This is a genomic window from Streptomyces tagetis, assembly GCF_018069565.1.
Taxonomy (GTDB): domain Bacteria; phylum Actinomycetota; class Actinomycetes; order Streptomycetales; family Streptomycetaceae; genus Streptomyces; species Streptomyces tagetis.
On sequence record NZ_JAGPNL010000004.1, the window covers coordinates 503,118 to 516,520 of the forward strand.

Consider the following 13,403-nt stretch of genomic DNA (forward strand, 5'->3'; position numbering starts at 1 on the left):
CACCGCGCGGCCCGGGGCCTGACCTCGGACGCGCCGCGCGGCCCGGGGTCAGGCCCGCCGCGCCGCGCAGCCGGCGAGGTGGTCGTCGACCAGGCCGCATGCCTGCATCAGCGCGTGGGCCGTGGTCGGGCCGACGAAGCGCAGGCCGCGCCGCTTGAGGGCCTTGGACAGCGCCGTCGACTCCGGGGTGACGGCGGCCACGTCGGCGAGGCTCTTGGGGACGGGACGGGTCGCCGGGTCGGGGGCGTGGGACCAGATCAGCGCGTCCAGCTCGCCCGGGTCCCAGCCGGCCAGCTCGCGGGCGTTGGCGAGGGTCGCGTCGATCTTGGCGCGGTTGCGGATGATGCCCGCGTCGGCGAGCAGGCGCTCGCGGTCCTCGTCGCCGAAGGCGGCCACCCGGGCGATGGAGAAGCCGGCGAAGGCGGCGCGGAAGCCGGGGCGGCGGCGCAGGATCGTGATCCAGGAGAGCCCGGACTGGAACGCCTCCAGGCTGAGCCGTTCGAAGAGGGCGTCGTCGCCGTGGACGGGGCGGCCCCACTCCTCGTCGTGGTAGGTCACGTACTCCGCGGTGGACAGCGCCCAGGGGCAGCGCGGCACCCCGTCGGGGCCGGTGACGGCCTCGCCGCCGCTCACCGCTCCTCCCCGCCGCTCGGGCCGGGCGCTCCGGACCGGTCGTCCCGCTCGGGCACGCCGGCGGCGCGGGCCCCGGCGAGGGCGGACTCCAGGTCGGCGATGCGGGCGTCGCGCTCGGCCAGTTCGGCGCCGAGCCGGCCGAGGGCGTCGTCGACGTCGGTCATGCGGTACCCACGGACGACGAGGGGGAAGCGCAGCCGCTCCACGTCGCCGCGGGCCACCGGCCGGTCCGGGGGCAGGGCGTCGTGCAGCCGCTCGGGGGCGGCCTCGGGCAACGGTCCGCTGTCGCCGCCGCTCACCACGGCGAGGGTCACCGCGGCGACCACGACCGTGAGCGCGACGACGAGGAAGAGGAACATGACCATCGCTGGGGCCCCCATGGCCGGATCGGGCGCGTGCGAACGCGTGGGTGGGATGGACCGCACCGGCGGGTGGATCGCATCGGCTGGTTGGATCGGAGTCGGTTGTACCGGGTCCGATCGTGCCATGCGAGTCTGACAGTCGGGCCGCGCGCGGTCGAAAAGCGGGACGTGAGAACGGTAGGGCGAGGAGATGTCACAGGGGATGCTCAGACTGGGCAGGCGCGAATTCGCGGCGCACGAGCCGGTGATCATGGCGATCGTGAACCGGACCCCGGACTCTTTCTACGACCAGGGGGCGACCTTCCTCGACGAGCCGGCGCTGGCCCGCGTGGAGCGGGCGGTGGCCGAGGGCGCGGGGATCATCGACATCGGCGGGGTGAAGGCCGGTCCCGGCGAGGAGGTGTCGGCGCGCGAGGAGGCGCGGCGCACCGTGGGCTTCGTCGCGGAGGTGCGGCGGCGTTTTCCGGACGCCGTGATCAGCGTGGACACCTGGCGGCACGAGGTCGGCGAGGCCGTGTGCGAGGCGGGCGCGGACGTGCTGAACGACGCGTGGGGCGGCGCCGACCCGAAGCTGGCGGAGGTCGCCGCGCGGTACGGGGCGGGGCTGGTGTGCACCCACACCGGGGGCGCGCTGCCGCGCACGCGTCCGCACCGGGTGGCGTACGAGGACGTGATGGCCGACATCCTGCGGGTCACGGTGGGGCTGGCCGAGCGGGCGGTGGCGCTGGGGGTGCCGCGGGAGTCGGTGATGATCGACCCGGGGCACGACTTCGGGAAGAACACCCGGCACAGCCTGGAGGCGACGCGGCGGCTCGGGGAGATGGCGGAGACCGGGTGGCCGGTGCTGGTGTCGCTGTCGAACAAGGACTTCGTCGGGGAGACGCTGGACCGGCCGGTGAAGGAACGGCTCCTCGGCACGCTGGCGACGACGGCGGTGTCGGCGTGGCTGGGGGCGCGGGTGTACCGGGTGCACGAGGTGGCGGAGACCCGGCAGGTGCTGGAGATGGTGGCGTCCATCGCGGGCCACCGCGCCCCGGCGGTGGCCCGCCGGGGGCTCGCCTAGGACCCCGGGCCGGGGGCGCCTGTACGGGCGTCCCCGGCCCGCCGGGCGGTGCTGCCGGTGCTCCCGCTCCCTGCCTAGCGGCCCGCTTCCTTGGAGACGAGGGCGACCGCCTCTTCCACGTCGTCGGTGAGGTGGAACAGGAGCAGGTCCTTCTCCGCCGCCTTGCCCTGGGCGACCAGGGTGTCGCGGAGCCAGTCGACCAGTCCGCCCCAGTACTGCTCGCCGAAGAGGACGATGGGGAAGCGGGTCACCTTCTGGGTCTGCACCAGGGTGAGCGCCTCGAAGAGTTCGTCCAGGGTGCCGAGCCCGCCGGGCAGGACCACGAAGCCCTGCGCGTACTTGACGAACATCATCTTGCGGACGAAGAAGTACCGGAAGTTCAGCCCGATGTCGACGTAGGGGTTGAGCCCCTGCTCGAAGGGCAGCTCGATGCCGAGCCCGACGGAGACGCCCTTCGCTTCGAGGGCGCCCTTGTTGGCCGCCTCCATGACGCCGGGGCCGCCGCCGGTGATGACCGCGAAACCGGCCTCCACCAGGCCGCGGCCGAGCCGCACCCCGGTCTCGTACTCCGGTGCGTCCACCGCGGTCCGGGCGGAGCCGAACACGCTGATGGCGGGCGGGAGTTCGGCGAGCGTGCCGAAGCCCTCGATGAACTCCGACTGGATGCGCAGGACGCGCCAGGGGTCGGTGTGGACCCAGTCCGTCGGCGCGCGCTCGTCCAGCAGGCGCTGATCCGTGGTGCTGCGCTGCACCTGGCCGCGCCGCCGCAGGACGGGACCCAGGCGCTGTTCGTCCGGTGGCTGCTTCTTGCCCTCCGGGTTGCCTGTCGCCATATGCGCTCCCTCCGTGTGCGGGTTGTTCCAGGTCAGCGTAGATCCACGCGGGTTACGTACGGGGGACCTCAGCATGTCCGCCGCGCAGCCGGGTAAACACGCCGGCCGGTCAGGCGGTGAGCCAGGAGCGCAGGCGCTCCTCGCCGGCCAGGATCTTGGCGGTCTCGACGCGTTCGTCGCGCTTGTGCGCCAGGTGGGGGTTGCCGGGACCGTAGTTGACGGCCGGGACGCCGAGCGCGGAGAAGCGGGACACGTCGGTCCAGCCGTACTTGGGCCGCGGGGTGCCGCCCACGGCCTCGACGAAGGCGGCGGCGGCCGGGTGGTTCAGTCCGGGCCGGGCCGCCCCGCTGTGGTCGTCGACGACGAACTCCGTCACGCCGCACCCCTCGAAGACCTCGCGGACGTGGTCCAGGGCCTCCTCCTCGGTGCGGTCGGGGGCGTAGCGGAAGTTGACGGTGACCACGCACTCGTCGGGGATGACGTTGCCCGCGACCCCGCCCGAGATGCCGACGGCGTTCAGGCCCTCGCGGTACTCCAGCCCGTCGACGACCGGGCTGCGCGGTTCGTAGGCGGCGAGGCGGGCGAGGATGGGGGCGGCGGCGTGGATGGCGTTGGAGCCCATCCAGGAGCGCGCGGAGTGGGCCCGCTCCCCCGCCGTCTTCAGCAGCACCCGCAGCGTGCCCTGGCAGCCGCCCTCGACCTCGCCGTCGGAGGGTTCGAGGAGCACCGCGAAGTCGCCGGCCAGCCACTCGGGGTGGGCCCGCGCCACGTGCCTCAGGCCGTTCAGCTCGGCGGCGACCTCCTCGTTGTCGTAGAAGACGAAGGTCAGGTCGCGGTTGGGCGCCGGGACGGTGGCGGCGATCCGCAGTTGGACGGCGACGCCCGCCTTCATGTCGCAGGTGCCGCACCCCCACAGCACGCCGTCCTCGTCCAGCCTGGAGGGGACGTTGCCGGCGATGGGGACGGTGTCGATGTGGCCGGCCAGGATCACGCGCTCGGCGCGGCCGAGGTCCGTGCGGGCGACGACGTTGTTGCCGTACCGGTCGACCCTCAGGTGCGGCAGGGCGGCGAGGGCGCCCTCGATCGCGTCCGCGAGGGGCTTCTCGCTGCCGCTCTCGGACGGGAAGTCGACGAGGCGCGCGGTCAGCTCCGCGGCGTCCAGAGTGAGGTCAAGCGGGGTATCGGCCATGGTCTCGACCCTAACCCGGCGAAACCGGCGGAGGTCCCTCCGCCCGGTGCCCCGTTGGTCGTACCCGTCACTTGGGCCCCGTGACTCTCCAGTACCTTGGACGCGTGCTTCAGCCGTCCTCAACCCGCAAACGCCGGGGCCGTCTTCTCCGTTTCGGGTCATCCTTCATGGTCCTGCTCGCGGTCGCCGGCTACCTGGCGGTGCAGTACGTCACCGGTGGCGCGGGCGTTCCCGGCTGCAAGGTCGTCTCGGGCGACGACGACGGGGCGACCTACGTGTTCACCCCCGAGCAGGCGGTGAACGCGGCGACCATCACCGCCGTCGGCACCGCCCGCAACCTGCCCGAGCGCGCGGTGACCATCGCGCTGGCGACCGCCTTGCAGGAGTCCGCCCTGCGCAACATCGACTACGGCGACCGCGACTCGGTCGGCCTCTTCCAGCAACGGCCCTCGCAGGGCTGGGGCACGCCGGAGGAGATCATGGACCCGGCGTACTCGGCGGGCATGTTCTACGACCACCTGGTCGAGGTGCCCGGGTACACGCGCCTGCCGCTGACCGTGGCGGCGCAGCGCGTGCAGCGCAGCGGCTTCCCGCAGGCGTACGCCAAGCACGAGCCGGACGCCACGCTGCTGGCCGCCGCGCTGACCGGGCGGTCCGCGGCGACGCTGACCTGCCAGGGGCAGCCCGCGCCGACCCGGACCAAGGGCCCGGACGCGGTCCGCGCCGCGCTGGTGCGGGACTTCGGGCGCGCGGTGCTCCGGCCGGCGGACGCGGTGGCCGGCACGGCTCCGTCGCCCACGGGCGCGGCGACCGGCCCGGCCGCCGCCCCGGCGGACGGCACCCCGGCCCCGCAGGCCCCCGACGGCGCGGGCGTCCCCGCCGTCCCCGACGCCTCCGACGCGCCCGGGGAGAAGCCGGCCGGCACGTCCGCGCCCGCCGCCTCCGCCGAGCCGGTCCCGCTGGACGAGGCCCTGACCGAGGAGGCCGCCAAGGGCTCCTCCGGGCGGACCGTCACGGTGCCGGTGGCGCCCGGCACCGGCACTCGGGGCGGGGACGGCGAGGACCGGCCGGAGCAGCGCGGCTGGCAGTTCGCGCACTGGGCGGTGGCCAACGCCTCGGCGCTCCACATCGAGCAGGTCTCCTACGCGGGCCGGGTGTGGACCGCGGGGAACACCGACAGCAAGTGGCGGGCCGCGGCGGGCGGCGGCGCCCAGGGCGCGGAGCCGGGACCGGGGGCGGTCCGCATCACCTCCGCGCCCCGCTGAGCAGCGGGGGCCTTCGGGCCCCCACGGCGGGCGTTCGGGCAGCCGTACGGCCTCTCACTCGCGGGAGTTGTCTTCACCCCCACGGGTGGAGCGGGCCGGGCGCGTTGCCGCGCCGTCACCCCGGGGGGCGCGAAAACGGCGCGTACGCAGGGCTCTCATGGGGTCACGCGCCCCCTGAAAGGGGGCGCCCCACCCGCTTGTCAGCGCACCCGATAATGCGACGCATTGCCAACTCTTTACCTCGGGCCGCCGCAACCTTCGGCCTCGTCGAGCGGTAGTCACGGCGTCCGACCCCGGTCGATCTCGCGCCGGGAGCGGGCGGAACACTCACCGTTCACTCCGTCGAAGGAGCATCATGTCCCTCCCCCTGACCCGCCGGATCGCCCGTGCCGCGCTGCTCGTCGCCGCCGGAGCCGCCGCCGGGGTCGGTGCGGCCGGCTCCGCCGGCGCGGCTCCCGCTCTGCCGGCCACCCCGTCCCTCGGCGGGCTGACCGCGCTGGACACGGCGAACGTCGGCGGCACCGTCGAGGACACCGCCCAGAACGTCACCGGGGTCGCGGGCCAGGCCGGCGGCACGGTGGTCGACAGCGCGGCGCCGGCGGCCGGGGACCTGGTCGGCGGTGCGGCGAAGGGCGGGCTGCCGGCGGCCGGCGTCCTGCCGGTGGACGGGCTGCCGCTCGGCTGACCCGGCCGGGACGCGACGACGGGGTCCGGGGTCTCCCGGGCCCCGTCGTGCTGTGCGCGGCCGTCCCGCGCGGCCGGGGGACGCGCCCTCGGCGCGGCGGGCCACCGGCCGGTCCCGACACCTCGGCGCGGCGGCCTCCCGGCCCGTCCCGGCGCCTCAGCGCAGCCGGTCGACGGCCGCCCGGACCCGCTCGTCGGTCGCGGTGAAGGCGACCCGTACGAAGTTCGCGCCGGCCGGCCCGTAGAAGTCGCCGGGCGCCACCAGGATGCCGTGTTCGGCCAGATGGGACACCGTCTCCCAGCAGGATTCCCCGCGTGTCGCCCACAGGTAGAGGCTCGCCTCGCTGTGCTCGATACGGAAGCCGTGGCCGAGCAGCGCCTCGCGCAGGGCGGCGCGGCGGGCGGCGTAGCGCTCTCGCTGGACGCGGACGTGCTCGTCGTCGCCGAGGGCCGCCACCACGGCCGCCTGGGTCGGCGCCGGGGTCATCATGCCGCCGTGCTTGCGGATCTCCAGCAGCGGGCCGAGCACCTCCGGGTCGCCGGCGAGGAAGGCCGCGCGGTAGCCCGCGAGGTTGGACCGCTTGGAGAGGGAGTGGACGGCGACGAGTCCCTCGCAGGAGCCGCCGCTGACGTCCGGGTGCAGCACGGAGACCGGGTCGGCCTCCCAGCCCAGCTCCAGGTAGCACTCGTCGGAGACGACCAGGACGCCGTGCTTGCGGGCCCAGGCGACGATCCGGGTCAGCTCCGGCTTGGAGAGGACCCGGCCCGTCGGGTTGGACGGGGAGTTGAGCCACAGCAGCTTGAGACCGTCCGGGTCCAGCTCGGTCGGGTCGTCGTACGCCTCGTAGCCCGCGCGGGCGAGGCGGGCGCCGACCTCGTAGGTGGGGTAGGCCAGGCGCGGGAAGGCGACCCGGTCGCCGGGGCCGAGGCCGAGCTGGGTCGGGAGCCAGGCGACGAGTTCCTTGGAGCCGACGACGGGCAGCACGTGGCGGTGGGTGATGCCCCGGGCGCCCAGCCTGCGGCCCACCCAGCCGGTGATCGCGTCGCGCAGCTCGGGGGTGCCCCACACCGTCGGGTAGCCCGGCGAGTCGGCCGCGGCGATCAGCGCCTTCTGGACCTGTTCGGGCACCGGGTCGACGGGGGTGCCGACGGAGAGGTCGACGATGCCGTCCGGGTGGGCGGCGGCCGTCGCCTTGTACGGCGCGAGCCGGTCCCAGGGGAAATCGGGGAGTCGGTCGGAGACTGCGGACACGGGGAGCTCACTTTCTGCTGCGGACACGCCGCCGGACGGCAAACGCCTCGGTCCCGTGCGGCGATCGGACGATCGGGCCGTACGGGACCGAGGCGGCGCGGACGTGCGGCCGGGCTCGCGGGGGTTACGCCTGCGGCGGCAGCGCGGCGACGAAGGGGTGGTCGCGCTCGATCAGTCCCAGCTTGCTGGCGCCGCCGGGCGAGCCGAGCTCGTCGAAGAACTCGACGTTCGCCTTGTAGTAGTCCTTCCACTCCTCGGGAGTGTCGTCCTCGTAGAAGATCGCCTCGACCGGGCAGACCGGCTCACAGGCACCACAGTCGACGCATTCGTCCGGGTGGATGTACAAGGACCGCTGGCCCTCGTAGATGCAGTCGACCGGGCACTCCTCGATGCACGCCTTGTCCTTCACGTCGACACAAGGCTGCGCGATGACGTAGGTCACGCTGTCGTTCCTCCTCGATTGGGCGCTGGCGGGCCTCCTCAGGCTCCGCCGCCTGGCGCGCGGGAGCGCGGCGTCGTCGATGCCCGCCCCTAGTATCTCCGTTCCGAGGCATGATCCGAACAGGAGGGGTGAACCGACCAGTGGAAATATCCGCCGCCGGGCGTCTGGAGGTCCGTATCACCGCTGCTGACGTGGGGAAACGCGTCTCCGTGCGACGTCTGAGCGAGCCCGGCGCCACCGAGGGGAAGTTCACCGACACACTCGGTGTTCTCACATCATGGGACGATGGCGTGCTGCTGATCACACGGAAGAGTGGTGAGGTCGTCCATATCGCCGAATCCTCCCTGGTCGCGGGCAAGGTGGTGCCCCCCGCCCCGGCCCGCAGACGCGGCCCCGCCGCCTCGTACGAGGAGCTGGCGCGGGTCTCCGCGCGTGCCTGGCGGCCGGTCGAGGCCGAACGGCTCGGCGACTGGGAGCTGCGGGCCGCGGCGGGCTTCACCCGGCGGGCCAACTCGGTGCTTCCGCTGGGCGATCCGGGCCTCCCCCTCGACGAGGCGCTGGCCGCCGTACGGCGCTGGTACGGCGCGCGCGGGCTCCCCGCCCACCTCCAGACCGCGTCCGGCGCCGAGGGCACGCAGGAGATGCTCGCGGCGGAGCTGGAGCGGCGCGGCTGGACGCGGGAGGTGACGGCCGAGCTGTGGACCGGCGCGCTCGCCCCGGTCGCCGACCGGGCCGACGGCTCCGGCGTGTCGCTCTCCCGGACGGCGGACGCGGCCTGGCTGGGGCGGTACCAGCGCAAGGGGCTGAGCGAGGTGGCGCTGCGGGTGCTCGGCAGCGGACCGTCGGTGTGGTTCGCGTCGCTGCCCGGCGAGGGCGCGGCGCCGGCCGCGATCGGCCGGTGTGTCGTGGACGGCCGCTGGGCGTCCTTCTCGGCGGTCGAGGTGGACCCGGCCCTGCGCCGCCGCGGGCTCGCCACCGAGGTACTGGCCGCGCTCGCCGGGCGGGCGCTCGACGAGGGCGCGTCGGCGGCGTGGCTCCAGGTGGAGACGGACAACGAGGCGGCGCGGGCGCTCTACGCCGGGCTGGGCTTCGCCGCGCACCACGCGTACCACCATTACCGCGAGCCCCGCGACGCCGGGGCGGGGCGGCGCTGAGCGCCGTGGAAGGACAGCGAGGGCCCATGCGCCACCACCCCCAGCCGCCGCCCCCGGAACGCTCCGGGGAGCTGCGGCGCCGGTTCGCCGAGGAGGCCCGCTCCGAGCGGCCCGATCTGTCGGTGCTGTGCCTGCTGGTGGGCGCGGTGGCGGACGGGACGCTGGACGAGGCGGGGCTCGACGCCGCGCAGGTGGAGCTGGACCGGCTCGCCGGTGAGCTGCCCTACCGGCCGGGCGGCCCGCACGCCTGGGCGGCGGCCCTGCGCGAGCTGCTGGGCGGGCGGTACGGCTTCGGTGGCGTGCCCGCGGACTACGGGCGGCTGGAGTCGTCGCTGCTGCACGAGGTGGTGCGGCGCCGGCGGGGGCTGCCGATCCTGCTGTCGGTGGTGTGGCTGGAGGTGGCCCGGCGGGCGGGCGCCCCGGTGTACGGGGTGGCGCTGCCCGGTCACTTCGTCGTCGGCTTCGGCCTCGCCGAGGAACCGGTGCTGGCCGATCCGTTCGCCGGGGGCCGGGTGCTCTCGGGGAAGGACGCGCACGCGCTGGTGGCCGGGGCGACCGGCGGGCCGCTCCGTGCCGCGATGCTCGAACCGGCGGCGCCGCTGGACGTCGTCGCCCGCGTCCTGAACAACGTCCGGGCCTGGGCGGCGGCGCGTCCGGAGCGCTCCGACGTGGCGCTGTGGGCGGTCGACCTGGCCCTGGCGCTGCCCGCCCATCCGGCGCGGCTGCGCCACGAGCGGGCCCGGCTGCTGGTGCTGCGCGGCGAGTTCGCCGCCGGGGCGGCGGAGCTGGAGGAGTACGCGGAGGTGGCCGCCGCCGTCGACGAGGAGGCCGCCGAGGGCGTACGGGCGGAGGCGCGCGCCGCGCGGGCGCTGCTCAACTGAGCCGGGCGGGTACGGCGAAGGGGGCGCCCGGCGTGTGTGCCGGGCGCCCCCTTCGGCGCGGTGGGTCAGCTCGGGTCGGTGTCGATGACGCCGACGCGGTTGTCGGTGCTCTTGAGCGCCGGGCGCAGGGCGCTGATCACGTCCTGGACGGTGACCGGGGTCTTCTCGCCGGTGGCGCGGTTGACCAGGACGCCGTCGAAGGTGTCGCCGTACAGCTCCTTGAGGGCGGCCTGGTCGTAGTACTCGACCAGCTTGCCGTTCTGCGCCTTGACGCCGAGGAACTTCCACAGCGAGTTGGCGGGGCTGAAGGCGATCGTGTGCGTGGCGTCGGACTGCACGGTGACGAGGCCGGACATCGCGGGCTGGGCGAACTCCTTCACCATCCGGTCGACCTCGGCGTCGGAGACCGTGGGCTGCCGGGCGGTGGTCGGGACCTTCACCGGGTCGGAGGCGCCGCTCTCGACCTGGGCGCGGTAGGCGCGCTCGATCGCCTGGGCGGACCCGGCGACGTCGATGCCTTTGCCCGCCTTGCCGTAGACCGGGACGACCTTGCCGGACTCGAAGCGGATCGAGCCCTCGGTCATCGAGCCGGCGCCGCCGGCCGCGCTGGTCAGGGCGGCTTGCAGCTTCTCCTCGTCGACGGGCATCGACGGTTCGACGACGCGCTGGTTGCCGAAGAGGGAGCCGATCACGGAGACCGGGTTGTAGTCGCTGCGGGCGGCGGCGCTGGCGGTGGCCTGGGTGTCGAACTGGAGCCCCGCCTGGTCGGGCTTGAGCGAGACGGTCTGCCCGTCCACGATGAGCTTGAGCGGCTTGCCGGTGCGGTCCCCGAAGGCGGAGTCGAGCTTCTCGACGGCGTCGTCGCGGGTGCCGCCGCCGATGTCGACGCCGAGCACGGTGGTGCCCTTGGGCACGTCGGAGCGGTTCATCAGCAGGCCCGCGCCGTAGGCGATGCCGCCGACCAGGAACACGCCGACGCCGAGCAGGGCGAGCTTGCTGCGGCCCTTCTTGGCGGGCTTGGCGGGGCCGGGCGCGGGCTGCGCCTGCGCGGGCGGCCTCGGGGGCCCGCCGGTGGCGGGCTCGTCCGGGAACAGGTCCTGGTACGAGACGCCCTTGTCGCCGGGGACGAAGGGGACGCCGCTGGTGAGGGTGTCGCCGGAGACGTTGCCCGGGTTGCCGAAGGGGCCGGGCTGCGCGGAGGCCGCCTGATGCTGCGGGGTGAGGACGGCGGTGTCGTCGCTGAGCCCGGCGCCGGGGACGCGCGGCACGGAACCGGTGCCGGGGCCCTCACCGCCCGGCCGCGGCGGGGCGCCGAAGGCGTCCCGGGTGTCGTGGCCGTTCTCGGGGAAGTACGGGTCGTCGCGGCGCGGTTCGCCGGTGCCCGGGGCACCCGGACGCGCGGCGCCCGCCGAGGGGCCGGCCAGCGCCTCGGTGACGTCGAAGGAGCCGGTGCCGCCGCCGTGCCCGGGAGCCACGGGTCCGCCGGTCGCGCCGGACAGGCCGGGTCCGCTCGGGGAGCCGGTCCGCGCGCCGCCGCCGGTCACGCTCATGCCGCCGACCACGCCGGCGGGGCGGCTGCTCCCGCTGCCCGGCCGCGTGCCGCCCAAGGTGCCGCCCGCGCCCGCGGAGCCGGAACCGGTGGCCCCCGGAGCGCCCGAACCACCCTGCTGACCTGCGCCGTTGGCGGAGCCGCCGCCTTGAGGACCCTTGCCGGGAGCCGACTTGCGGGGCGCGAACCAGTCGCTGGTCGGCTTCTCCTCGGCGGGCGGGGCCGGTTGCGCGGGTTCGGCGGGAGCCTGCGGGACGGGCGGCGCCGGGAGACTCGGCGCGGTCCGCTCGGCCTGCTCCGGCTCGCCGCCCGCCGCGTCGGCGTCGGCGACGGTCTTGCGCACGACGACCGGCGGAATGGGCCGCGATCCGGGGATGTTGATCCGGATACGGGTCGTCAGCGTCGTCTCCGTCTTGCGGTCCTCCGGACGCTTGGCCGAACGGCCCGCGTCCTGACCGGCGTCGGGAGCCGTGGGTGTCCCGTAGGGCGGAGTGCCCGAAGGGTACGCGGCTCCGCCACGCCCGTGGGGCCCGGAGGATGGACTGTCAGTTTCTCGACTCAAGGCAGGTTCTCCCGATTGGCTCCGCCGCCCATCACACCTGAAAGCGGGCGGCTCGGCGGCGCGCACCACCATACTGGCCGCTTCCGGCCCCTCTCGCCGGGCCGCTGGGGAAACCCGCACCCGACTCCCACGCCCGCGCCCCGGCGAACCGGTACGTCACTTCCCAAGTCGGGCGGAGTCGCCGTCCGGTTGCCGTACCGGCGCCAGGGTGGCGCACATCACAGCCACCGCGAGGCCGCCCAGGAGGAAGACGTAGGAGGCGGCGCCGGCGGCGAAGAGGAAGTCGCCTTCCGGGCGGCTGGTGGTGAGCAGGATGACGGCGACGGCCCAGCCCACGGCGGGCACCGCGGCCCCCGCCCGGCTGCCGGTGGCCCGGCCCGCGCCGAGGCAGAGGCCGGCCTCGGCGGCCAGCGCGAGCAGCAGCCCGCCGGGGAACCAGCCCGGCTGCACCAGCGCCCCGGCGACGCCGGTGACCGCGCCGAGGAGAAGGAGCCCAAAGTGGATCAGGGCCCGCCCGGCGGAGGGCAGGCGCAGCGGCTGGGCGAGTGCCGGGGTGGGCGCGGGGCGGCGGTCGCGCTCGCTCACGGTGTCTCCCCGATCCCGGCGAAGAGGTCGTCCTCGCGGCCGGCGCCGGTGCGCTCGCCGCGCACCAGTTCGTAGTACTCGGTGGTGAAGAGGGGCTGGGCCAGCTCGTTGGAGAGGGCGAAGAACTCCCCGGCGACCTCGATCTGGGTGGCGTGGGCGCGCATCGCGGCGGCCTTGGCGGCCGGGGCGGTGCCCTCGCCGCGGATCTCGGTGGTGATCCGCTCGTCGTCGACGACGCCGGGCACGTCCCGGACGCCCGCCGCCTCGGCGAAGGGGAGGCCCGGCAGCTCCTCGCGCAGGCGGGCGAAGGCGGACTCGGCGGTGGAGCGGGGGACGCGGTTCCAGTAGACCTTCGCGATCGGGTGGCCTTCCGCGGCGGCGAGTTCCGCGGCGCGCATGGCGATGCGGTGGGCCTGGATGTGGTCGGGGTGGCCGTAGCCGCCGTCGGGGTCGTAGGTGACGAGGACCTGCGGGCGGACCTCGCGGACGACGTCGAGGAGGAGGCCGGCGGCCTGGTCGACGTCGGCCTGCCAGAGGCAGCCGGGGTCGTCGTTGTCGGGCAGGCCCATCATCCCGGAGTCGGCGTACCGGCCCGGCCCGCCCAGGAGGCGGAAGTCGTCGACGCCGAGGGCGCGCATCGCGGCGGTCAGCTCGCCGAGCCGGTGTTCGCCGAGGGCGGCGCCGCCGAGGTGGGCCAGCTCGGGCGGGATGACCTCGCCCCGCTCGCCCAGGGTGCAGGTCACCAGGGTCACGTGGGCGCCCTCGGCCGCGTAACGGGCCATGGTGACGCCGTTGTTGATCGACTCGTCGTCCGGGTGCGCGTGCACCAGCAGCAGCCGCCGGGCACGGCGGGGCGGGGCTGCCCCCGGCCGGACGTCGGGGGAGGGCGGTTCCGTCATGGGCACCAGCCTACGAGGCGCCTGCCCCGGGCGAGGGCCCGTCCCCTCGC

14 protein-coding genes are annotated in these 13,403 nt (G+C 75.2%); 5 read left to right on the plus strand and 9 right to left on the minus strand.

What is annotated here, in order from left to right; translation table 11 throughout:
* Positions 1 to 48: 48 nt before the first annotated feature.
* Positions 49 to 633, minus strand: a complete 585-nt coding sequence (locus tag J5Y05_RS17955) for a DNA-3-methyladenine glycosylase I (RefSeq protein WP_210873604.1) — start codon at positions 631 to 633, stop codon at positions 49 to 51.
* Positions 630 to 998 (minus strand): DivIVA domain-containing protein, encoded by a 369-nt coding sequence (locus tag J5Y05_RS17960; RefSeq protein ID WP_210873802.1) that lies wholly within the window; start codon positions 996 to 998, stop codon positions 630 to 632. The genes J5Y05_RS17955 and J5Y05_RS17960 overlap by 4 nt, the downstream gene beginning before the upstream one ends.
* Positions 999 to 1,197: 199 nt before the next feature.
* Between J5Y05_RS17960 and folP the strand changes: the two genes are divergently transcribed.
* A complete protein-coding gene (gene folP / locus J5Y05_RS17965) occupies positions 1,198 to 2,058 on the plus strand; it encodes a dihydropteroate synthase (protein ID WP_210873606.1) in 861 nt (286 codons plus the stop codon).
* A gap of 74 nt (positions 2,059 to 2,132) precedes the next feature.
* Here folP and J5Y05_RS17970 read toward each other — a convergent pair whose 3' ends face one another.
* Positions 2,133 to 2,891, minus strand: coding sequence for an LOG family protein (locus J5Y05_RS17970; protein WP_210873608.1), 759 nt, complete (start codon positions 2,889 to 2,891; stop codon positions 2,133 to 2,135).
* Positions 2,892 to 3,000: 109 nt separating this feature from the next.
* A complete protein-coding gene (dapE, locus tag J5Y05_RS17975; protein ID WP_210873610.1) occupies positions 3,001 to 4,080 on the minus strand; it encodes a succinyl-diaminopimelate desuccinylase in 1,080 nt (359 codons plus the stop codon).
* A gap of 104 nt (positions 4,081 to 4,184) precedes the next feature.
* Here dapE and J5Y05_RS17980 point away from each other — a divergent pair, with 104 nt between their 5' ends.
* A complete protein-coding gene (locus J5Y05_RS17980; protein WP_210873612.1) occupies positions 4,185 to 5,345 on the plus strand; it encodes a VldE C-terminal domain-containing protein in 1,161 nt (386 codons plus the stop codon).
* 355 nt (positions 5,346 to 5,700) lie between these two features.
* On the plus strand, positions 5,701 to 6,030 hold the full coding sequence (locus tag J5Y05_RS17985) for an ATP-binding protein (RefSeq protein ID WP_210873614.1): 330 nt from the start codon (positions 5,701 to 5,703) through the stop codon (positions 6,028 to 6,030).
* A gap of 156 nt (positions 6,031 to 6,186) precedes the next feature.
* Here the strand turns inward: J5Y05_RS17985 and J5Y05_RS17990 are convergent, their stop codons facing one another.
* Both J5Y05_RS17990 and fdxA read right to left on the minus strand, forming a co-directional pair.
* Positions 6,187 to 7,281 (minus strand): bifunctional succinyldiaminopimelate transaminase/glutamate-prephenate aminotransferase, encoded by a 1,095-nt coding sequence (locus J5Y05_RS17990; protein WP_210873622.1) that lies wholly within the window; start codon positions 7,279 to 7,281, stop codon positions 6,187 to 6,189.
* A gap of 124 nt (positions 7,282 to 7,405) precedes the next feature.
* A complete protein-coding gene (gene fdxA, locus J5Y05_RS17995) occupies positions 7,406 to 7,723 on the minus strand; it encodes a ferredoxin (RefSeq protein WP_005480604.1) in 318 nt (105 codons plus the stop codon).
* Between the two features lie 140 nt (positions 7,724 to 7,863).
* Here fdxA and J5Y05_RS18000 point away from each other — a divergent pair, with 140 nt between their 5' ends.
* Together J5Y05_RS18000 and J5Y05_RS18005 are read left to right on the plus strand one after the other, a co-directional pair.
* Entirely contained in the window at positions 7,864 to 8,877 is a 1,014-nt protein-coding gene (locus tag J5Y05_RS18000) for a GNAT family N-acetyltransferase (RefSeq protein WP_210873624.1), read from the plus strand.
* Between the two features lie 26 nt (positions 8,878 to 8,903).
* Entirely contained in the window at positions 8,904 to 9,758 is an 855-nt protein-coding gene (locus J5Y05_RS18005; protein ID WP_210873627.1) for a transglutaminase family protein, read from the plus strand.
* 65 nt (positions 9,759 to 9,823) lie between these two features.
* Here J5Y05_RS18005 and J5Y05_RS18010 read toward each other — a convergent pair whose 3' ends face one another.
* The 3 genes from J5Y05_RS18010 to mshB form a co-directional block, all read right to left on the minus strand.
* Complete coding sequence (locus J5Y05_RS18010) at positions 9,824 to 11,869, minus strand: hypothetical protein (protein WP_210873629.1); 2,046 nt, start codon at positions 11,867 to 11,869, stop codon at positions 9,824 to 9,826.
* 156 nt (positions 11,870 to 12,025) lie between these two features.
* Positions 12,026 to 12,454, minus strand: coding sequence for a DUF6113 family protein (locus tag J5Y05_RS18015; protein ID WP_210873631.1), 429 nt, complete (start codon positions 12,452 to 12,454; stop codon positions 12,026 to 12,028).
* Positions 12,451 to 13,353: an N-acetyl-1-D-myo-inositol-2-amino-2-deoxy-alpha-D-glucopyranoside deacetylase gene (gene mshB, locus J5Y05_RS18020; protein WP_210873633.1), complete on the minus strand. Its 903-nt coding sequence runs from the start codon at positions 13,351 to 13,353 to the stop codon at positions 12,451 to 12,453. The genes J5Y05_RS18015 and mshB overlap by 4 nt, the downstream gene beginning before the upstream one ends.
* Between the last annotated feature and the right edge of the window lie 50 nt (positions 13,354 to 13,403).